Origin of the sequence: Frigidibacter oleivorans, assembly GCF_003993775.1 — a bacterium.
GTDB classification, from domain to species: domain Bacteria; phylum Pseudomonadota; class Alphaproteobacteria; order Rhodobacterales; family Rhodobacteraceae; genus Frigidibacter; species Frigidibacter oleivorans.
In genome coordinates this window covers 145,300-164,361 of the sequence record NZ_RJRZ01000005.1, presented here as the reverse complement: position 1 = coordinate 164,361, position 19,062 = coordinate 145,300, and the positions used below count along the sequence as shown (strand labels likewise).

General features: G+C 63.4%; 20 protein-coding genes. 8 read left to right on the top strand and 12 right to left on the bottom strand.

The genetic code is table 11. The features are described 5' to 3' along the window. Positions 1-1,048 precede the first annotated feature (1,048 nt). Genes EEY80_RS09265 through EEY80_RS09255 form a run of 3 tightly spaced genes read left to right on the top strand, consistent with a single transcriptional unit; the run spans position 1,049 to position 5,251 of the window. Positions 1,049-1,522 (top strand): plasmid mobilization protein, encoded by a 474-nt coding sequence (locus EEY80_RS09265; protein ID WP_164738210.1) that lies wholly within the window; start codon positions 1,049-1,051, stop codon positions 1,520-1,522. Further along, positions 1,519-3,396, top strand: a complete 1,878-nt coding sequence (locus EEY80_RS09260; protein ID WP_126976282.1) for a relaxase/mobilization nuclease domain-containing protein — start codon at positions 1,519-1,521, stop codon at positions 3,394-3,396. The genes EEY80_RS09265 and EEY80_RS09260 overlap by 4 nt, the downstream gene beginning before the upstream one ends. After that, positions 3,323-5,251 (top strand): type IV secretory system conjugative DNA transfer family protein, encoded by a 1,929-nt coding sequence (locus EEY80_RS09255; protein WP_164738209.1) that lies wholly within the window; start codon positions 3,323-3,325, stop codon positions 5,249-5,251. The genes EEY80_RS09260 and EEY80_RS09255 overlap by 74 nt, the downstream gene beginning before the upstream one ends. A 315-nt stretch (positions 5,252-5,566) precedes the next feature. Here the strand turns inward: EEY80_RS09255 and EEY80_RS09250 are convergent, their stop codons facing one another. Continuing rightward, positions 5,567-6,007, bottom strand: a complete 441-nt coding sequence (locus tag EEY80_RS09250; RefSeq protein ID WP_126976280.1) for a MerR family transcriptional regulator — start codon at positions 6,005-6,007, stop codon at positions 5,567-5,569. Between the two features lie 72 nt (positions 6,008-6,079). Here EEY80_RS09250 and EEY80_RS09245 point away from each other — a divergent pair, with 72 nt between their 5' ends. The 5 genes from EEY80_RS09245 to merA are packed head-to-tail and all read left to right on the top strand — an operon-like array spanning position 6,080 to position 8,719. Further along, positions 6,080-6,463 (top strand): mercuric transporter MerT family protein, encoded by a 384-nt coding sequence (locus EEY80_RS09245; RefSeq protein ID WP_126976279.1) that lies wholly within the window; start codon positions 6,080-6,082, stop codon positions 6,461-6,463. A gap of 17 nt (positions 6,464-6,480) precedes the next feature. Next, complete coding sequence (locus EEY80_RS09240; RefSeq protein ID WP_126976278.1) at positions 6,481-6,798, top strand: heavy-metal-associated domain-containing protein; 318 nt, start codon at positions 6,481-6,483, stop codon at positions 6,796-6,798. A 5-nt stretch (positions 6,799-6,803) separates the two neighbouring features. Beyond that, positions 6,804-7,052, top strand: coding sequence for a hypothetical protein (locus tag EEY80_RS09235; RefSeq protein WP_126976277.1), 249 nt, complete (start codon positions 6,804-6,806; stop codon positions 7,050-7,052). Further along, the gene (merF, locus tag EEY80_RS09230) at positions 7,049-7,276 is read left to right on the top strand and encodes a mercury resistance system transport protein MerF (RefSeq protein WP_126976276.1); all 228 of its coding nucleotides are present in this window, start codon (positions 7,049-7,051) and stop codon (positions 7,274-7,276) included. The genes EEY80_RS09235 and merF overlap by 4 nt, the downstream gene beginning before the upstream one ends. A gap of 12 nt (positions 7,277-7,288) precedes the next feature. Further along, entirely contained in the window at positions 7,289-8,719 is a 1,431-nt protein-coding gene (merA, locus tag EEY80_RS09225) for a mercury(II) reductase (protein ID WP_126976275.1), read from the top strand. 281 nt (positions 8,720-9,000) lie between these two features. On the opposite strand, the gene EEY80_RS09220 is transcribed toward merA, so the two are convergent. Genes EEY80_RS09220 through EEY80_RS09170 form a run of 11 tightly spaced genes read right to left on the bottom strand, consistent with a single transcriptional unit; the run spans position 9,001 to position 19,027 of the window. Continuing rightward, positions 9,001-9,975, bottom strand: coding sequence for an ATPase, T2SS/T4P/T4SS family (locus EEY80_RS09220; protein WP_126976274.1), 975 nt, complete (start codon positions 9,973-9,975; stop codon positions 9,001-9,003). Then, positions 9,975-11,297 (bottom strand): TrbI/VirB10 family protein, encoded by a 1,323-nt coding sequence (locus EEY80_RS09215; RefSeq protein ID WP_126976273.1) that lies wholly within the window; start codon positions 11,295-11,297, stop codon positions 9,975-9,977. The genes EEY80_RS09220 and EEY80_RS09215 overlap by 1 nt, the downstream gene beginning before the upstream one ends. 1 nt (position 11,298) lies before the next feature. Then, a complete protein-coding gene (locus EEY80_RS09210; protein WP_126976272.1) occupies positions 11,299-12,048 on the bottom strand; it encodes a TrbG/VirB9 family P-type conjugative transfer protein in 750 nt (249 codons plus the stop codon). After that, a complete protein-coding gene (locus tag EEY80_RS09205; RefSeq protein WP_164738208.1) occupies positions 12,045-12,704 on the bottom strand; it encodes a virB8 family protein in 660 nt (219 codons plus the stop codon). The genes EEY80_RS09210 and EEY80_RS09205 overlap by 4 nt, the downstream gene beginning before the upstream one ends. A 32-nt stretch (positions 12,705-12,736) precedes the next feature. Beyond that, on the bottom strand, positions 12,737-13,756 hold the full coding sequence (locus tag EEY80_RS09200; protein ID WP_126976270.1) for a type IV secretion system protein: 1,020 nt from the start codon (positions 13,754-13,756) through the stop codon (positions 12,737-12,739). Positions 13,757-13,759: 3 nt separating this feature from the next. After that, complete coding sequence (locus EEY80_RS09195) at positions 13,760-14,266, bottom strand: hypothetical protein (RefSeq protein WP_126976269.1); 507 nt, start codon at positions 14,264-14,266, stop codon at positions 13,760-13,762. Continuing rightward, a complete protein-coding gene (locus tag EEY80_RS09190; RefSeq protein WP_164738207.1) occupies positions 14,263-15,072 on the bottom strand; it encodes a type IV secretion system protein in 810 nt (269 codons plus the stop codon). The genes EEY80_RS09195 and EEY80_RS09190 overlap by 4 nt, the downstream gene beginning before the upstream one ends. After that, on the bottom strand, positions 15,069-16,172 hold the full coding sequence (locus tag EEY80_RS09185) for a lytic transglycosylase domain-containing protein (RefSeq protein ID WP_125327836.1): 1,104 nt from the start codon (positions 16,170-16,172) through the stop codon (positions 15,069-15,071). Before EEY80_RS09185 ends, EEY80_RS09190 begins: the two co-directional genes overlap by 4 nt. 8 nt (positions 16,173-16,180) lie before the next feature. Next, positions 16,181-16,387 (bottom strand): hypothetical protein, encoded by a 207-nt coding sequence (locus EEY80_RS09180; protein ID WP_126976267.1) that lies wholly within the window; start codon positions 16,385-16,387, stop codon positions 16,181-16,183. Continuing rightward, positions 16,384-18,762, bottom strand: coding sequence for a VirB4 family type IV secretion/conjugal transfer ATPase (locus EEY80_RS09175; RefSeq protein WP_126976266.1), 2,379 nt, complete (start codon positions 18,760-18,762; stop codon positions 16,384-16,386). The genes EEY80_RS09180 and EEY80_RS09175 overlap by 4 nt, the downstream gene beginning before the upstream one ends. Continuing rightward, positions 18,752-19,027, bottom strand: a complete 276-nt coding sequence (locus EEY80_RS09170) for a type IV secretion system protein VirB3 (RefSeq protein WP_125327833.1) — start codon at positions 19,025-19,027, stop codon at positions 18,752-18,754. Before EEY80_RS09170 ends, EEY80_RS09175 begins: the two co-directional genes overlap by 11 nt. Positions 19,028-19,062: the final 35 nt, after the last annotated feature.

Here is a 19,062-nt window from a genome sequence, read left to right as displayed (position 1 = left end):
CCTCCACAAACGGTACTCGATACACCTTGCACCGACGCCCGGCGTTCTTTCATGACGCTGCGGAAGGCAGTGCACCGCGGGCAAGCCAAGATCCAGCGAAGCCGTTGTAAAGGCGTCACTAATCCGACCGACGTGCGGTGCGCCGTTTAGGCATAAGGTTGCAGAAACGTCAAATGGCATGTGCTGGAAGTTGTAACACACCGCCGAAGCCTTCATGTTTCCTAAGGATTCCCGCAGCCGTGATGCTGCGGCGCGGCGTCCGAGCACTCCTTCGGCCTAGCCGCAATCGAGGCTATCTGCCTTCCGGCCCGTATGACGGTTTGCATGTCTGCATGCCTGCATAGGTGACAGGCCGCATGCCTGCGTTGGAACCTGTCCGCACGGCTGATCCGAAGGCAGGGTGACATCAGGCCTCTGTCTAGGGACGATCCCGAATATGACCCGCCAACCGGATGCATGCCGGACAATCTGCCTGCTTGCCTGTCGGCCTGCTTGCCAGTTCGCCTAGTGACGGGTTGACGCTACGCCGATCCAGCCTGTGGCTTCATGCCCAAAGCCATTCATCGTCGGCCATCTTCCGCAATGGGCAGGCCTTGAAGCATCTTGAGGCCCCTTCCCCGGCCCCCCTTCTCTTCCCGGGCAGCCCTTCCTTCAGACTGTCGTGCCCGTCCCAACAGCCCTCATGGAGGGACCGCACACTTCTGCAAAGCCCAAGGTTTCAAGGCGCTCGACCACTTTGGTCTCGCGTTGCACGGAGGCCTGACGGCCGGGGCGCAGGGACGCAGTCGGCGGGCAAGCCGCCGACCCCTGACGCCATATTGAGTCCTCACCGGCTGTCCGGTTTCCGCACGCGGGCTCCTCTTCAGAGGAGCGGAAACCGGCCGGTGAGGACGGTTGGCAGGAACGGTGGTGTGTGGTACATGATGCGCAATGACTGCAAAACACATTTAATGATGCAATGCCACGCTCACGCCTGACCTCAACTGAGACTGCAGCCATCACGGCGCGGCTCCTCGCTGGCGAGAGCGTCGCGGCCGTGGCGAGGTCGATGGGCCGTTCCCGCCAGGCGCTGTCACGGATCAAGGGCAGCCTTGATCGGAAGGAGGTGCGGCGGCTTTCGGTAAAGTTGAACATCCGCATCACGGAAGACGAGCATGCAGCCTTTCAGGCGGTTGCCGAAGCAAACGGTCTGACGGTTTCCGAGGCAGTCAGGCATCTGGTCAGACAGGCAAGCGATCGTCTGGCCATCCAGGCAGACGAGCTTGATGCCATCGCTGCAGCCAGGCGGGAATTGTCCGCTGTCGGCAACAACCTCAACCAGATCGCCCGACTGGGGGCGGTCGGTCGTCTGACCTGGAATGCCCGTGATGCCGCCCTGGTGCGCAAGGTCGGAGCGCGGGTCGATGACCTTGTCGAAGAGGTGGTCCACCTCCTCTCGGCGCTGAGGGCCAAGCAGGGACTTGGTGATCAAACCTCTCCTTTCGTTCTTGCCACTGATACTTCTGCCGAGGCGCCGAAATGACCCGGTCGCCTTCCGTCGAGGATCTGGTTCTCGGTCATGTTCTCGACGACCGTCGTCGTGGGCGGGGTGGTGGCGACGGCTCATCGTCCCGTCTCGGCACGCGCAAGGAACGCCAGACCCGGGCGCTTCTGCGAAACGCTGGTGGGCCCCGTGGCTGGCAGTCGGTCGTCAAACGCATCGCCGGCGGCAGCGCCCGCACCCCACAGGAGCTGAAGCGCCTTCTCGACTATGTGGCCCGGGAAGAGGGGGTGCAGAGCACTTGGTGCAACCTGGCGGGCTATGAGCGTGATTTCGATCCTGCCCGAACGGAGCGGACGGCCGATATCTGGTCTTCGACCTGGACAGGTGCGCCGCGTCGGGGGCATGCCGATCACATCGTCCTGAGTTTTCCGCGGGGGGTGGACGCCGAACGTGCTGAGGTCATCGCCCGGGAATGGGGGCAAGCTGTGTTCGGGTCCGGTGAGTATGGGGATGTCTGGCGATACGTTGCTGCCCTGCACAAGGACACTGACCATCTGCATGCGCATTTCGTGGTCGATAAGCATGGCATCGAGGAAGGCCGATTCCTATCGATCTGTCGTCATGCCGCGCTGAACTTCGATGTGATGCGCGAGCTTCACGCCGAGATCAGTCAGTCGCATGGGCTGAACATCCTCGCCTCGTCGCGCCTTTCCCGCGGCATTGTCGAGAACCCGCCGCGCCAATCCGAGCTGCGTGCATCGCGAGAGGGCGGGAAGGCCACGCCACCTCCCCCGCCGCCGCTGTCTGACGGGGAGCGGAGCCGACGGCTCGCCGCGATGCAGGGCTTCGCCCGTGAATACAAGACCCTTGGCGACCTCGCCGACCTTGCCGCCGCAACCGGCACCGAGGCAAGTGCCGCTTCCTACCTTTCCCGGCTGGCCCGGGCGCTTGGCGCGTCTGCCGCCGCTCTCAGACAAGGAGTTCCCCTGATGCCCGATCACTCGCTTCATGCCGAAGGCGACCCCGCCACACGGGTTGAGGCAGCGCGCAACGAGATGATCGCTTCGGCCACAGAGGCCTGGGAGGCAATTCGCGCCATGGAACCCTCTGCCGAGCGGGTCGACCTGGAGCGCAGCTTTGCCGAGCAGGCCCGCGCCTCGCTGAAACTCGCACCCGACAGCATCCTCCTCGCAGAGCATGCCCAAGTTGCCGACCGGAACACCGATCCCTATCACAACCCGACCCTCGCCTCACTTGAGCGGTTGGACCAAGGCCAGACCGAGGGGGTTTCCCTCGACGAAGGTCTTCGCGCGACCCTTGCACATGTTCGCGACGAGATCGGCGAACGGCTGACGGCGCTGTTCTCGATCCGGGAAGATGAGCTTCGCATAGCCGGCACGTCCGTCGAGGAAATGGTCGCCCGCTTCAGTTTGGCCGAGCGCAGTGAGGGCCAGCGGGCGAGCTGGATTACTGAGCAGCCGAACACAATGCAAAAGGTGTTCTGGATGGAAACGGAGCGCGCTTTGGGACAGGAGGTTCAGGCGGAAGTCGCGGCTTTCAACCTAGCGCCGGAGTTGACCGAGGCCATTGCGCGCGACCAGTTGCTCACCGTCGATCGCCATATGAGGCTCTCTGATGTGCCCGCGCTGGAAGCCATCGTCGACCGCCTGCACGACACCCTGAAACCCGAGGATCTCGACCGCGTCCGGTCCGGCGATCTCGCCCCGCTCAACGAGCAGGTCCGAGATCCGGCACTCAGGGCGGCCGTTGCGCATGAACTGAAAAATGAGGGCGACCTTGGCGCGACGAGCGAGGTTGGACCCTGGGCAGACCTGGCACGTGCGCAGCATCGCGCTGCCGAACTGGGGCAGCGCGATCGTGCTGTCGAGCGCGACACCGGCCACGAACTCTGAGGACAGACCCATGCTTTCGAATCTCGACACCGCCTGGCGGTATCCGCTGGCGCTGCTCCTTGGACTGCTGACGGGTCTCTACATCGGCGGCATGCTGGCGACGATCTATGTGATCACAGCCTTCCGGGAGAGCCTCGATACGCTTAGCCCAACAGGCCCCTGGTTCTTGCGCTACGAATGGGCCGACCTCGCCGCGCGGCCTTCAGTCCTGCAGGGCGCATTGATCATCACCGGTGCTGTGACGGTCGCGCTGACGCTCGTCGGATTAGCTGGGGTACATCGCGGCCGCCTCAACCAGTATGACGACGCGCATTTCCAGTCGCGTCGCGAGTTGAAGCGAAACCACATGGTCGGAACCCTCGATCAGAACGGTTTCATCTTCGGCAAGCTCGGCCTTCCGAAGTCCGACGCGCCCTTCGTGATGGCGCCGCCAGACCGCTTCCCGCATGCGATGATGATCGCCCCCACGGGCCGGGGGAAAGGAGTCGGCTTCGTCATCCCGAACCTCCTCCATTTCTCAGGCTCGGCGATCATCCTCGACGTGAAAGGTGAGAACTTCGCCAAGACCTCCATCCACCGCAAGCATGGGCTGAAGAACGGCATTTGGTACTTCTCGCCCTTCGATGAGGACCGGAGCTCGCACCGGTTCAACCCGCTTGCCCGGATCGCCGCCCTGCCCTCCGCTGAGCGTCAGTACACCGCGCTGAACTCGATGGCCGACCTCTTCCTCATCCCGGAAGGCGAAAGCGCCCAGAGCTTCTTCAATGCCGGCAAGCGGCTCTTCATCGCCTCGTGCCTCTACGCCATCGAACAGCGCCGCCCGACTTTGGGCTTTGCCGGTGAGATCATGGCCGGGGGTGGCGACAAGAAGAAGAGCTATACGGCCATTGCCGAGACCACGAACATCCCGATCATCTCCCGCACCTTCCTAGAGATGGCCGACGTCCCGGAGAAGACCCTCGGCGCCTATGTGTCCGTCATCCAAGGCTCCGGTCTCGAGCTTTGGAACGACCCCGCGGTCGACCGCGTGACCTCCGCCAGCGACTTCGACTTCTCGACCTTCCGCCGCGATCCCCAAAGCCTCTACATCGTCGTCCAGCCCGAGCACCTGAAAACTCTCGCCCCCCTCGTCCGTCTGCTCTTCGCGGATGCCATCGCCTCCCTCCAGCGCCGTGAGCCTGGTCAGGACGAACCCCATGCGGTCATGTTCCTGATGGACGAATTCGACCAGCTGGGCCGACAGCCCCTTGTTCTTTCTTCTATCAAGACCATACGCAGCTTCGGCGGGCGCTTCTTCATCATCTCCCAGACCATTCCCGGCCTAGATGACATCTATGGCGAAACCGGGCGGCGCTCTCTGCAAGGTGGGGCCGGGGTGCAGATCTACATGACGCCACAAGATGATCGGACCGCCGAGGTGCTCTCGAATGCCTTGGGGCGCTCCACCATAACGGCAGTGACCGAGAGCCAGTCGCGGGTTCGCGCCCTGGAGGACAGTGCCAATGTCAGCAGGCGGTCGGAAGAGCGGCCGTTGATTTCGGCAAACGAAGTGCTGCGGTTTCCGCTGAATCAGGTGCTGGTGCTGCCCGAGGGGCAGTATCCGATCCGGGCGCGGCACATCCGGTACTTCGAGGATCGGCACTTTGCCCCGATTGATCGAGCGCGGAAAGGTAAGGGATTGCCGAGTATACCGGGAAGCGGAGCGGTTGGCAGGCAAATCGCCGTTGGAAAACTGTCGGGGTTGGCTGCGTCCGCCGGACAGGCAGATGCCGAGGTCTTCGGGGAGGCGGCGCGGGTGTTTCGGGCAATTGCGGAGAGCGCCAAGCACACACGGAAAGTGCCGACTCGGGTCTAACCGATGCTTGGTCGCTGAACCTCACCTCATGCTCCTACAGGCAAACTTCGGCCTATTTCGGTCCGCCGACCCTGTTTACGTGCTTCTATCGGATTTCCCTAACCAGTCATTCTTTCCTGCCGCAGCAATTCCTAGTCGAACCAAAAGCGACGGTGTGGTGAGCGGGAGTTCTTCGCCACATGGCGCGGGCATCACCTAGCCGGACCAAGAAGATCCGCAGCGGCACGTCTATGCAGACCTGCCGTTGCAAAGTGATCTTCGCGAAGGGATCTTTGAACAAAGCTTCGGCATCTCTGTCCCCAACCGAAACGGCCGCTAATGTCGGAGAATATCCAGCACCGGGCATTCGGGACGATCCCCGCCGCTGCAAAGCGCGGCGGTGCGGGACAGGAGAGCTTCGATCCTTTGCAGGTCGGCGATCTTTGCCCTGACATCCGTCAGATGTGCCTCGGTTTTTTCTTTGACCTCGGCGCAGGACTGCAGCGCGCCATCGCCAAGGCCAAGCAATCCGCGAATGTCGTCTAGCGAAAACCCCAGCTCGCGGGCGCGCATGACGAAGCGCAGGCGCTGCACATCCGTGGCCTCATAGGTCCGATGACCTGCATCCGTCCGGGCGGGTGGTGGCAGGATGCCCGCCGTCTCGTAATAGCGGATCGTCTCCAGATTGCAGCCGGTCGCGCGGGCCAGATCGGCCCGGCGCAATACCCCTGCCTTGAGGCTTTCTTTGCGGGTCGCAGCTTCGTGAACGACAGTCATGGTGATTTCCCTTGCACCTGTAGTCACTACAGACCGTAGGCAGGTTGCAACGGGATGACAAGGAACCCTGCGATGAGTGACATTCACGATGCCGAAACCGCGCCGCGAAGCGCCGATCACAAGGGCCTGTTTGCCACACTTGGGCTGGCGGGGGCGTTTCTGGCCTCGGCCTGCTGCATCGTGCCGCTGGTGCTGGTGACGCTGGGAATATCCGGTGCATGGATCGGAAATCTGACAGCCCTTGAACCCTACAAGCCGCTGACCTCGGGCATCGCCATTGTCTTTATCGGGCTGGGGTTCTGGCACGTTTATTTTCGGACAAAACCCGTATGCGTGGAGGGGTCGTACTGCGCCCGCCCGCAATCGTCGCGCCTCACCAAAACGGTGCTTTGGGCGGCAACAGTGCTGGTCCTGCTGTCCGTGACGCTCAACTGGTGGGCACCTCTGCTTTACTGAAACCAAAAGGAAACCTTATGAAACGTTTTGCAATTCTGGCTCTCGGCGCGGCGATGCTCGGCCTGCCCGCCACAGCGTCATTCGTCTTCGCCCAATCGGCTCCGGCGACCGCATCCACACTGACCGAGGTCACTTTCGATGTGCCGGACATGACTTGCGGACTCTGCCCGGTGACGGTCAAGGCCGCGATGAGCGGGGTCGAAGGGGTGCAATCGGTCGAGGTGGACTTTGACAGCCGCAGCGCGATGGTGATCTTCGATCCGGCCCTGACCAATGCGGCAACGATTGCGGAAGCCTCGGCACAGGCGGGCTATCCGGCCAATGTGAAGGGCTAAAGCCAATGCGCGACGACATTCAGGGCGGGGTGTTGGCGACGCTGATCGCCGCCCCGCTGGTGGTTGTCTGTTGCGGTGGTGGCGGCATCGCCCTGGCCGCGATCATCGGTGCGGTTGGCGGATGGATCAGCGGCGCTGGCGGCCTGGTAGCAGTCATGATGGCAGCCGTTGCGGCACTGACTTGGCGCAGCCGTCGGCGCGCGCAGTTGGGAAGCTGCGAGCCGGGCGTTTCGGAAAGGCAGCACGGGCCATGAGCGGCGATCCATCCGAACGCCGTCTACTGATCACCGGCATTGTCGGCACCGTCATCGCCGCGCTGTGCTGCTTCACGCCGGTTCTGGCCGTGCTCCTCGGTTTTGTCGGCCTGTCAGCCCTGCTGGGTTGGCTTGATGTCGTGCTCTTGCCTGCCCTCGCCGTCTTCATCGGCCTTACGATTTATGCCCTCTGGCGACGCCAGCGGAACGCCAGAAACTCCTAAAGGAATACAATCATGAACGATTGCTGCACCATTCCCCGTCCAGACCAAAATTCTTTCGACATGGCTGTAATCGGGGCGGGATCGGCGGGGTTTTCCGCCTCGATCACGGCGGCCGGGGCGGGCAAGCGTGTAGCGCTGATCGGACACGGGCTGATCGGCGGCACCTGTGTGAACGTGGGCTGCGTGCCGTCAAAGGCCTTGATCCGTGCGGCGGAAGCGATCCACGGCGCGAAGGCGGCGAAACGGTTTCCGGGACTATCCGGGGCTGCACAGGTCGATGATTGGGCGGCGCTGATGGCCGGGAAGGACGCCTTGGTTTCTAGTCTGCGTCAAAAGAAATATGCCGATCTGCTGCCCGGCTATGAGGGGATTACCTACATTGACGAAGGGGCGGCCCGGCTTGTCCCCGGTGGCGTGCAGGTCGGCGCGCGCCTGATCCGTGCGCCCAAAGTCATCATAGCCACGGGTGGCCGCCCCGCCCTGCCGCCCATTCCGGGAATCAGGCAAGTGCCCACGCTGGACAGCACGTCCCTTCTTGCGCTGGAAACGCTGCCGGAAAGCCTAGTCTTCCTTGGCGGTGGCTATATCGGTGCGGAACTGGCACAGATGATGGCGCGGATGGGCGTCAAGGTTACCATGGTCTGCCGCTCGCGCCTTCTGCCGCAGGCCGAACCCGAAGTGTCGGAAGCTCTGACAGAGGTGTTCCGGGGCGAAGGCATCACAATGCACTGCGGCGTGACCTATGATACTTGCAATCGGGATGGCAAGCGCGCCGTGCTGTGCATCGAAGAACGCGGCAAGCGACTGGAACTGACAGCAGATCATCTGGTGCTGACCACCGGACGCAGCCCCAATACCGAAGGCCTGGGGCTTTCCGAAATGGGGATCGAGACCGACCGGCGAGGGGCAATCGTGGTGGGCGACGACATGCAGACCACCCGCCCCGGCATTTATGCCGCAGGGGATGTGACCAACCGTGACCAGTTTGTCTATATGGCCGCCTATGGAGCAAAGCTGGCCGCAAGGAATGCCATGGGCGGTGCAGAGTGCTATGACAATAGAGCGATGCCTTGGGTGGTGTTCACTGATCCGCAGGTGGCGGGCGTAGGGTTGACTGTGGAACAGGCCGTTGCAGCCGGCTATGACGTGAAAACCAGCGTTCTGACGCTCGACAACGTGCCTCGAGCGCTCGCGGCCCGTGACACGCGCGGTGTCATCAAACTGGTGGCGGATGCAAAGACCGATAGACTTTTGGGCGGTGTGATCGCCGCGCCTGAAGGTTCCGACAGCGCCCAGACGCTGGCCATGGCCCTGAAGTTCGGGATGACCACCAAGGCACTCGGGGAGACCATTTTCCCTTATCTGACCACGGTCGAAGGCCTGAGGCTCGCGGCTCAGACCTTCGATAAGGACGTGGCGATGCTTTCGTGCTGTGCGGGATGAAGCCGTGCCCGCCGCCCGTGAGGTGGCGGACATTGCAGCCGACAGCTCCCAGCCCAGATCCCGGCCCAGTTCGCGCTGCCTTTCCAATTCAAGCTGACGCCGCCGCTTGCGCTCTTCGTCGAACTCATGCTGCTGCTTTTGACGCGGTTTTAACGTGCTGCGCCCAGCGGCTTGATTGAAGCGGTCGCAGATCGCCTCTGCCTCGTGGGCATCTGCTATTGTTGCATGTTGCAACTGAAACGCCTCACCTGCATCAGGCCGCTTACCGCCCTTCGCGACCCTCACAGGCACAGTATCTCCGCCACCCCACGCCGCCCAGCCTGCCGCGAAAGTTGCACCACCAGATCCACACTTCCCTCGCAGTACCGCTTCACCTCCTCGAACCCCATGCCCAGCCCGGCGGCCATGACCATGATCGCCAACCGATCTATGGCTTTCCGGGCGGTGTCGGCATGGATGGTTGTGAACGAACCACCGTGCCCGGTGTTGATCGCTTCCAGGAAGGTCCGGCTTTCCTCACCCCGCAACTCACCAAGAATGATCCGGTCTGGACGCATCCGAAGCGAGGCTTCCAGTAGCCGCGCAGGCGTCCGTTCGCCTTGGGCACTGCGATCAGCCTTAAGCGATACCGCGTTCTCCTGACGGGGGAACAGCTCATAGGCATCCTCGATGGTCAGGATCCTCTCGCCCGGGTCCACCATCGACAACAAAGACCGAGCAAATGTCGTCTTGCCGGTCGAGGTGCCGCCAGAGATCAGGATGTTCATGCGCTCCTCGACGCAAAGCCGCATGGCCTCGACGACCTGCCCCGCCTCAGCAAGCTTCATTGCCTCCCCTGCCCTTGCCCGACGCTTGGCGTCGAGATCGACAAGACCACCGTGTAGGAGGCGCGGCTCGATCAGCTGATCGGCCGAAACCTTGAATGGCCGGAACGTGATAGCCATCCCGCCTTCCACTATGGGCGGCGCCACAACCTGCGCCCGGATCGCCATATCGCCCAAGACGATCTTTCCCGAAACGGTCGGCTTCTTGTCGGAGAACTGCACACCAACGGCAGAAGCTATTGCCTGCCCAAGGTTGTTAGACAGGACCCGATCGATGGACAGATGCGAGACCCGCTCCATGTGGGTTGCACCCTTTCGCTCGATCCAGACTTTTCCATCCGGGTTGATCGCCACCTCGACCAGATCGTCCCGTAAGAACAGCGGCGCAATTGGCGTCAGGTAGGACCCGAGGAAGCTCGGCCGATCATCCATCACCAGATTTCCAAGTCGCGATCGACCATGACCGTGATTGCGGCTCCGGGGGCGACGGTGATGATCTGCGGCAGGCTCGTATAGGCCTCGACCGCTGAGCCCGTGGCAGCGCTCAGGTCCTCGCCCATGCTCTCGGCCGTGTCGGAACTGATCTCGTCAGTGTATTTCGCGGCGGCAACGGCTGGGGCAGCCCCGAGAAGAGAGATCAGCGCAGCCGACCCGAACCGTGCGCCGAAGCGCGTGTTGACCTTGCCGGTGATGCCGGAACGACCTTGGGCGTCGCCACCGAAGGCCTCCATCTGCACGGATTGCCCATCCGGGGTGACGAGCCGCGTCCAGGCGACAAGAATGCGACCTTGGCCGATGGCCACGTCCGAAGAATAATCGCCGAAGAGGCGCGCGCCGGCGGGGATCAGGATCTGGGCCTGATCGAAGGACCAAACCGGTCGGGTCACGATCGCTGTGATCTGGCCAGGCAAGCTCGAGTCGACCGCATTCTCCAGGGTCGCTTCGATCATCGTACCCTGAAGGACGGTGTTCGAAGGATTGGCGATCACCTGGCTCACTTCGGTGGCGGTGGCTTCCCGTCCCGACTGCACAAAATCCCGACCTGTCGCATCTCGGCCCTCGGCAGGGGCCTCGGGCATCCCCATACCGACATCCCCTGCCCCACCCTTTTGACCATCATCGAACACGACCGAAGGCGAGGCCACACGCGCCGCAAGCTGCGCCTCGCGCTCGGCACGTTTGGCGGCCAGTTCGGCTTCTCGCGCGGCATCGGCGGCACCCGCGGTGTCGGCGCTTGCCTTCAGGACGGCGATCTCCTGATCGAACTGCCGCCGCATATCCTCCATGAGAGCAAGGTTCTGGGACTGTGCCTCTTCGAGCGCAAGCGCCAGTTCCTTGGCTGTCTGGCCCTTCTCGGCATCGGCCCTGTCGGCAAGATCACCCAACTCGCGCTGCAACCGTTCGACCTCAGACTGGAGTGTGGCGTTCCGCGCTTCGAGGTCTTCCCGCTGTGAGGCCAGTTCGCCTTCGATGTCGGAAAAGCCATCTCCGGCGGGTTTCGCTTCCGGTTTGGGCTCAATCGCTCCGAAGGGCGAGCCACCAGCCTGATCCTGGAATTCCTCTACGGCGGAGGTTTCCACATCGGGGATTGTGCGGCTGGAAGGCCAGACCGTCCAGAGCGCGGCAAGGCTGGCTCCGGCCAAGAGTGCGCCCATGCCAAGTCGCTGCTGCCGGGTCATTTTCGGCTTGGGTCGCTCGACCTTGTATTCTGGCTCGGCGCCCTTCTGCGGATCGGTCATCTCAGGATCAGCCATGTCAGAACTCCCAACCCTGAAGCTTGGCGAGCAGGGCCGGATCGGTGGTCACGCCGCCATCTACCCGCTCGATGCACAGAACCTGCGTCCCGATCCGGATCGAATAGGCGGAGCGCAGGCCCGAGACGCGGACGATGCTGCCGCGCGTGCCGGAGTTCAGCGTCACTTCGCGGCCCGTCGCATCGACGCCGAAGATCGAGGGTCGGACACCCGGTGCGAAGGCAAAGTAGGTCGCTTGCCCATCATTCCAGATATGGACGGGTTTCAAGGTCTCGTCGCCCGACCAGGCATAGCCGATGTCGCGCGACCCTGCGGCCACGGTACTGCGGGCCGTCCTGCCCGTGCCGGTCTCGGGATAGCGCAGGACCAGCCGATAGGTCGGATTGCGGGACCGACCCTCGCTGATCGAAAGTGAGATCGTGCGCCGCCCGGTGTAGATCGTCATGTTGGTCTCCGCCCCGGCGATCAGGGGTTTCACGGAGACCGTGGTCCGGTTGGAGAGCACCTCGACCTCGAAGGCTTCGCTGTCGCCGAGAAGGACGGAATCGATCCGCTCGCCGGCACCGAGTTCGATGGCGGTGTTCACGCGCAGATGCGTGTCGAGCCGGATGACGTCGACGGGGTTGTAAAGGACCGACCGGACACGGGCATCCGCGCCCATCGACGCGGGGGCGACTTCGGCGCTGGCAACGGCTCCAAAGCCGAGGGCGCAGGCGAAGGCAAGTCCCGGGAGGAGAAGAGAACGGGTCATGGATTGGTCTCCAGGGTTTCGGCGTCAACGCGGTAGGCCGAGACGGTGAAGCCGAGCGGGTTTTCCCAGACATGGGCGAGGGAGCGCTCGGTCTTGGGCTCGAAGGCGAACTCGACCGTCGCGACGAAGGGCTGGGTCACCGGCTCCTGTTTCGTCTTGCGCAGGGTTTTCAGGAAGCGGATCTGGGCGACGTTCGGCGAAAGGAAGGTGATCCGGCGCACGGTCACCGTGACTTCCGCACCGGGGCCGTAGACATCGGGCGGATAGGCCGTGTTGCCGCCGCCCTTCGACCAGAGAAGCCGCAGACTTTCCTCGGCACGCCCCGTCGAGCGCCGCTGGACACTTTCAAGCCGGGCTTGAATGCCCGCGAGGAAATAGCCTTCGCGATCTGAGACGTAAGCCACGAGGAGGCTTTGCTTCAGCGCTTCCTGGTCCTCGATCCCGGTCGGGGCGACCTGCAGGATGTTTTCGGCGTCACCCGTCTGCCGATCGACGAGGACGGTGAAGACCTGGGTTTCCCGCAAAGGCAGGACGAGGACCAGTGCGGTTGCAAGGATCAGGCTCAGCCCGCCCGCGGCACTCGCGACAATCCAGGCGCGCCGGGCCGAGAGGCGGGGCTCCAGCACGAGATCGACATCAAATCCATGCGCCTCCATGGGCGGTCCTCCACTTCTCGAATTCTGGGGCATCAGCTTTTGTCCGATGTCCGGCTGGCGAGCCGCATCGCCGTCTGCACGGCGGACCTGCCGATCTGTCCGGCGGTATTGCCGTTCAGACGTGCATCCGATGGTCGGCGGCCGCCGGCATCCAATCCAGCCGCTCCCCGCCCTGCGCCGATCCCGGACGCGATGCCGGTGCGTCCGTAACCCTTGACGCTGTCGGCGGTACGGAAGGTCGAGGCTGCGACGCTGCCAAGACCGGTCGCGGTCGACGCGAGCGACTGCGCGATCGTCGGCACCATGGCCATGAGGCCAGTTCCGAGCATCATGACGACCACGAAGCTCAGGACATCGCCGATGGTTTCGACCGAGGCGAGCGAGGCCGGGGTGAGGTCCTCCGCGATGTAGATCGTGAAGGCCGCCATGCCGGACGTCAGCATCGGATAAAGAGCAAAGCCGAGGGCAAGGTTCACCCACCGGTCAAAGAGCGGGGCGGTGACCTTGAAAAGTGTGCAGCCGATTGCGACGGGTGCGAAGATGACGAGAACGCCGATCATGATCTTCGCGGCCGAGATCACGATGATCGACACCGTCGCCATCAGGGCCGCGACCAAGAACATCAGGAGGCCCGCAAGGGCACCAGTGATGTAGCTGCCATTCTGGCTGATCGCCTGACCTACATCGAGGGCTTGAAGGTAGAGGGCATCCAAACCCTCGTAGAGATTGCCCGATCCATCTCCAAACGCGTTCATCACGACAGCCCCGATCTCACTCGGGGCATTGGTCAGGACACCGTAGACCGAATTGAAGTTCGTCCAGGACGACAAGAAGGCCGACGCGACTGCGATCCGCACCATCAGACCGAGCCCGTTGCGAAGTGTCATTGGCACGGCTTGTGCCATCAGGTTGATCCCGACCAGCGCCACCACCAGAACAGACCCGACCCGGAAGACCGGCACGATCTCGGCGGCCACGGCATCAAATGCCGTAGCGCCAACCGCTGTTGCGGCGGCATCGACCTGGGTCAGGATGTCGGCAATGATTGCCATGGATCACTTGGCCCGGCAGCTTTGTTCGAGGTCTCGAAATCGCGCTTCGGTCGCGCGCCGATCTTGATCTCGTATGCTTTCCAGCGTTGGACGGTCAGCATCGGTCAGTTCCGATGCTGACTTTCCCAACTCGGCCGCGACGAAGGCGTCGAAGGTGAAGCCCTCGAAGAGGCAAGCGCAGGAGCCTTCTTCAAGCCGCCGCGACATGGCCACGCGGAAATAGGCTTGCCGAGCCACTGCGCGGAACTTCCAATCGGTGATCCCATCGGGCAGATCGATCACCTCTTCGCAGGCAGGCCTGTCTGCGGCGGCAAAGATCCCGGTCCCGCGCCGCTGCATTTCGGTCAGGAGGTCCAGAGCGGCGTCTGCATCCTGCGCCACCACCGCTTCCCGGGTTCTTTCGGCCAGCTGGACATCGCTCAATGAGGCGAGGTCCTCCGCTGCGGCGAAGTTGGCAAGGCAGACGAGGACAGCAACCGCCGCGATCTGGTGAGACGCCCGCCGCATCATTCGGCCCCCGAATAGTCGAAGAAGCTCTTTTCCTTGGCCTGTTCTGCGGCCCAGTTCACACCCGTCTGCCCGGCAGCGAGCCCGGCAGCCGCGTTCAGGCGCCACATCTGGCCGAGCATGTAGTTGGTCTCGGCGGCCATACGGGTGTTGAGATCTATGCTTTCCTTGAGAGTTTCCTGGTTCGCGATCTCGTCAACGAGCCCGTCGATCCGCGCGAGGCTTTGGGCAGCTTCCTCGTAGGAAAGCTGCGCCACGCCCATGGCCGTGGCGCTCGTAGCAGCGGTCGTCGCGATGAGCTTGTCCTGCGGGTTCTCCGATGACGACAACCCGGCCAGGGTTTCCGAGGTCAGGCCGGCCCTTTCCAGCGTGTCGCGCATATACTCGGCGGCCATCTTGTCGCCCATGGTCACATCGCCATCGAGAAGGCTTTCAAAAAGCCCGTCGAAATCCCCGATGGTGAGCGCATCCTGGAAGCCGGAAAGGTCAGTGATTTTGGCCGCGCGCGAGCGCAGGTCCTCCACCGAATTGTAGAGGCTTGCGATCTCGTTCAGGCCCGAGATTGATCCGAGGATGCCTTCGAGGTTGGTCAGCTGCTCGAGACCGGTCTCGACCTGCTTCTTCAATTCTTCGATCTGCGCGATCTGGTTTTCGGCATCGCGAAGTGCCGCCTGCAGCTGCTCGATGTTCTTGGCAAGGTTGGTGCCGTCGATGACGGGCACGCCTTGGGCCAGAAGAGGTGATGCCAGGATCGATGCACAGACGGCGAGCGCGAGGCGCGCCCTCGTTCGAAGGACGGCAGGTCTCACGGAGTGTACTCCCAGAAGGTGGTGTATTGCAGGGATTGCGCGGCGTCCGAGAGCCCACGGGCCGCCTCGACTTTGACGGCACCCGCGCGCAGCCGCAGCGTCAGGGCCGTAAGGCGCGCGCGTTCGGCGAGCATGTAGGTGTTCTGATCGACCGCTTCTTTCGGGGTCTGGGGCTTGGCCTCTTCAAGGAACCCCTTGATCCGCGCCATGGCCGCCTCGATCTGCCCCGACTGCTGGCCGGAATAGCCGATGAAGGCTGAGGACATGTTGCCCCATTCGGCACTCGCACCCTCCACCCCCGCCAACGTGCCCGTCACGTCCGCGCCGGTGATCACCGAAAGATAGGCGTCATAGTAGCCCGAGATCCGGCGGACGTAGTTCTGGGTTTCCTCGAAAGGAGGGATGCCACCGTATTTCTGGACGTTGCCGGGCCCTGCGTTGTAGGCCGCAAGCGCGAAGTCGATCCGGCCGAAGCTGTTGAGCTGGGTCGCGAGATAGCGGGCGCCACCATCGAGGTTCTGCAGCGGGTCGGTCGGATCAACGCCGAGATCGGCGGCAGTGCCCGGCATCAACTGGCAGAATCCCATGGCCCCGACCGGGCTGATCGCCGCGTTGGAAAACCCGCTTTCCTGCTTCACCAGCGACTGGAAAAGAATGCGCCAGGTCGTCGGAGTGAGCCCAACCTTCACGACGCCGGGATGCGTCTCATAGCGCGCCGCCGTCGCGATGATCATCGCCTCAACCGTCTCACCTTCCCCGAAGAGCCGCTGGCTTTCCGGGCTTGTCTCCTCAAGGGGATATACCTCGTCGGCAGGAGGGAAGGTTCCCGTCCCCATCTCGAAGCCGCTGAGGTCGGTCACGCCGGTCGTATCCGCGAGGAAACGCTCATAGGCGGCCAGCTGGTCGTCTTCGATCTCGCTGAGTTCCGTGCGCGTGGCGAGTTTCTCCCCCTGCTTCACCGCATCCTCAGCCTGTTCGACAAGACGCGAGATGAAGTTCGACAAGCGCGAGCCATCGATGATCGGCACGCCCTGGGCCAGGAGGCCCATAGGCACCGCAGTGCCGAGAAGAAGCCCGAGAAGGAGCGGTGCGCGACTCATGCGGTGTCTCAGTTCGCGCAAGTCGTGTCGGGTGCGTTCATCGTCGAGACGACGACCGTCGTGCCGTCACTTTGCTCGTGCGCTGCGAAGTATTTGCCCTCGGCCCGGAACTGACCGTGGCAGGGGGAGACGGCCCCCGTCTCGACACCGGCGCAGGCGGAGAGGAGGGTGAGCCCGACAAGGGAAGCGGGGATCAAGCGGTTGCGTCTGGTCACGTCATGTCCTTCCAGAAGTCGGGGTTGTCGCGCCAGCTATAGGGCGCGCGGTCTTCACCGGATCGGCCGCCGCCAAGCACGGCGAGCGCGGGTCCGAGGGCCGCGAGATCCATGTTCACGAAGACCGAGTCTCCGGCCGAGCGCAGGAGGGCGAGGCGCAGGCCGCCCGTGGGCGTGCAGAGGAACTCGGCCTCTTTCTCGTTCAGCCGCAGGATCCGGTAATCCTCGGGGTTTGCGCGCGGGTTCGGGTAGAGAAGCTGGGTCACTACGCTTTCCGCGATGATTTGTCCGACCTTGACCCGTGTCAGATGGGTCGGAGTCTGGGTCAGCATCATCACCACGGCATTCTTCTTCCGCATCGTGACGAGCCAATCGTGCAGGCGCTTCTCGAAGATCGGATCGTCGAGCATCTTCCAGGCTTCATCGATGACGATGAGGGTCGGACGGCGATCCTCGATCACCCGTTCGATGCGCCGGAAGAGGTAGGCCAGAAGCGCTGAGCGCTCGGTCCCGAGATCGAGGATCTCCGACATGTCGATGCCGACCACATCTTCGGACAGGCTGATCTGGGATGTGGCCCCGGGCCCGAAGAGCCAGCCATGCCGACCCCCCTGCCCCCATTCCCGGACCCTTCCCACCAGATCGCCCTCGTCGTCTGTCGAGGCGACGAGGGTTGCGAGGCCGTCGAAAGTCCTGAGCCGCGGATCGGCCGAAACGATCTGACGGACGGCGGCGTTCAGGCTGACGGTTTGAGCGGTCTCGAAGGGGCGCGACCCTGCAAGGATGTCACCAAGCCAGTCGGTGAGCCAGGCCGCCCCGCGCTCGTCGACCTCGGTCTGAAACGGATTGAAGCCTGTCGCCTCGCCGATCCGGATCGCAGAATAGCTGCCACCCAAGGCGCGCACGGCCATCTCGAGGCCCCGGTCCTTGTCGATGACGAGGATGCGGGCATGCACTCGCCGCGCCTGCGCCATCAGAAAGGCCGTGCCAAGGGTCTTGCCCGATCCGGTGCGGCCCAAGACCAGCGTGTGGCCGGCGCTCGGCTCGGCACCGCGCTCGCCCTTATCGTGGAAATTGAAGCGGTAGAGGCTCGAGGTCACCGTCGGCAGCGCCGTGATCGTCTCGCCCCAGGGCGACTGTGCCTTGGAGCGACCTTCCGTCACCCGGTGCAGCGCTGCGAGGTGGGCGAAGTTCTGGGCTGACAGAAGTGCGGTGCGCGGGCGGTAGGCCCAGTTGCCCGGGGCCTGGGCGAACCAGGCCGCGCGGGCGGCGAAACTCTCACGAACGAGGGTCGCCCCGCAATCCTGTCCGGCGCGCCAGACTTCGGAGGCGGCTTCCTCCAGCTGTTCCGGGGTCTCGGCCGTGACCATGACCGTCAGGTGATGTTTGCCGAAGACTTGTCGGCCCGAGGCGACATTGTCGGCGGCCTCATACAGTTCCTGACGCAGGGTTTCAGCGGCATCCTCAGAGGCACGCATCTGGCGTGCCGTGCGCTTGATGCGCTCTTCGATTTCGTTGTTGCGCGCGGGGGTGAAGCTGTTGGTGATGACGATGTCGTAGGGCAGTTCCAGCGCGTCGAGCATCCGCGCCCAGGTGCGGGCCGGATAGGATTTCACGCCGAAAATCGTCCCGAAACGCATCCCTTCGCTGGTTTCGATTTCCACCCGTTTGCCAGCAAAGATCATCTGCGATGACGCGACAGCCTCGGCAAGAAATTGGCCGCGCATCGGAAGCACCTTGGCCATCGGCTGCCCAAGAAGGACGCCAAGGAGACCCAGCCATTCCCCGGAGGAAACGGTCAGCCGCCGGAAGCCCAGACCCTGGCAGGCCCCGGCCAAAAGACCCATCGCTTCATTCAGGCGCTCGATCCTCTGGCCGAGGTCGCCTGTGAAGGCTGCCTTGAAGAGTGCGCCGATCAAAGGGACACGTTTTAGTACTGTGGGGCGAAGGATGAGCGAGACCACCAGCACTCGCCGCTTCAGGGTGCGGGCGCGAAGATGTCCCTGCCATCGGGCATCGACCATTGCCGCGAATTCGGCCCCGATGCCCTCACCATCGAAGGGCTTCAGCTGGGGTGCGTCCGGCAGGGTCAGCTTGGAGACATGGAACCCGAAGCCTTCGCCCAACTGGCCGATCAGCCGCGCAAGCGAAGTGGTCGCGAGTGAGAGGTCCCCTTCTTCCGTCGTGAAACTGTCCTGCCCCTCGACCACGGCAGAGGCGATCAGGTCACCCTGCCGGGTCAGGATCAGATTGTCCGCAGGTGCGGACAGCCAGGGCAAGTGCCGGGCGAAGGTCTCGGCTGCGAGATCCTCAGGCCGCAAGACAGATCGAAGCGCCGGGGTGGCCGGGAAGAGGGATTTGAGGTCAGCTGACATGGCGATCTCCGCCAAAGGCCGACTTGCCCCGTGTGCGCGGGGTGCGGGAAAAGACCACCGCAACGGTCTCGAAGAGGTTCGGGTTGCGATCCGCGACGAACCACAAGACCGGATATCCGATGACGCCGATCAGCAGAAACCGCCAGTCGTTCGCCCCAACGAAGGGGATGACCGAGCCCAGCATCAGGCTCACGAAGTAGCCGATGGGAAGGCCGAAGATCTTCGGCGGCCGGGTGAGGCCGAGAAACAGGGGCGCGTCATGCATGGGGAACATCCGAGGGAGCGGCCAAGCCGAGTGGG

What these genes read in the sequence shown, in the direction of transcription:
- EEY80_RS09265 (WP_164738210.1), top strand. Translation starts at nt 1,049, where the DNA reads ATGGGCCGTTCCCGCCAGGCGCTGTCACGGATCAAGGGCAGCCTTGAT.
- EEY80_RS09260 (WP_126976282.1), top strand. Translation starts at nt 1,519, where the DNA reads ATGACCCGGTCGCCTTCCGTCGAGGATCTGGTTCTCGGTCATGTTCTC.
- EEY80_RS09250 (WP_126976280.1), bottom strand. Translation starts at nt 6,007, where the DNA reads ATGACTGTCGTTCACGAAGCTGCGACCCGCAAAGAAAGCCTCAAGGCA.
- EEY80_RS09245 (WP_126976279.1), top strand. Translation starts at nt 6,080, where the DNA reads ATGAGTGACATTCACGATGCCGAAACCGCGCCGCGAAGCGCCGATCAC.
- EEY80_RS09240 (WP_126976278.1), top strand. Translation starts at nt 6,481, where the DNA reads ATGAAACGTTTTGCAATTCTGGCTCTCGGCGCGGCGATGCTCGGCCTG.
- EEY80_RS09235 (WP_126976277.1), top strand. Translation starts at nt 6,804, where the DNA reads ATGCGCGACGACATTCAGGGCGGGGTGTTGGCGACGCTGATCGCCGCC.
- merF (WP_126976276.1), top strand. Translation starts at nt 7,049, where the DNA reads ATGAGCGGCGATCCATCCGAACGCCGTCTACTGATCACCGGCATTGTC.
- merA (WP_126976275.1), top strand. Translation starts at nt 7,289, where the DNA reads ATGAACGATTGCTGCACCATTCCCCGTCCAGACCAAAATTCTTTCGAC.
- EEY80_RS09220 (WP_126976274.1), bottom strand. Translation starts at nt 9,975, where the DNA reads ATGGATGATCGGCCGAGCTTCCTCGGGTCCTACCTGACGCCAATTGCG.
- EEY80_RS09215 (WP_126976273.1), bottom strand. Translation starts at nt 11,297, where the DNA reads ATGGCTGATCCTGAGATGACCGATCCGCAGAAGGGCGCCGAGCCAGAA.
- EEY80_RS09210 (WP_126976272.1), bottom strand. Translation starts at nt 12,048, where the DNA reads ATGACCCGTTCTCTTCTCCTCCCGGGACTTGCCTTCGCCTGCGCCCTC.
- EEY80_RS09205 (WP_164738208.1), bottom strand. Translation starts at nt 12,704, where the DNA reads ATGGAGGCGCATGGATTTGATGTCGATCTCGTGCTGGAGCCCCGCCTC.
- EEY80_RS09200 (WP_126976270.1), bottom strand. Translation starts at nt 13,756, where the DNA reads ATGGCAATCATTGCCGACATCCTGACCCAGGTCGATGCCGCCGCAACA.
- EEY80_RS09195 (WP_126976269.1), bottom strand. Translation starts at nt 14,266, where the DNA reads ATGATGCGGCGGGCGTCTCACCAGATCGCGGCGGTTGCTGTCCTCGTC.
- EEY80_RS09185 (WP_125327836.1), bottom strand. Translation starts at nt 16,172, where the DNA reads ATGAGTCGCGCACCGCTCCTTCTCGGGCTTCTTCTCGGCACTGCGGTG.
- EEY80_RS09175 (WP_126976266.1), bottom strand. Translation starts at nt 18,762, where the DNA reads ATGTCAGCTGACCTCAAATCCCTCTTCCCGGCCACCCCGGCGCTTCGA.
- EEY80_RS09170 (WP_125327833.1), bottom strand. Translation starts at nt 19,027, where the DNA reads ATGCATGACGCGCCCCTGTTTCTCGGCCTCACCCGGCCGCCGAAGATC.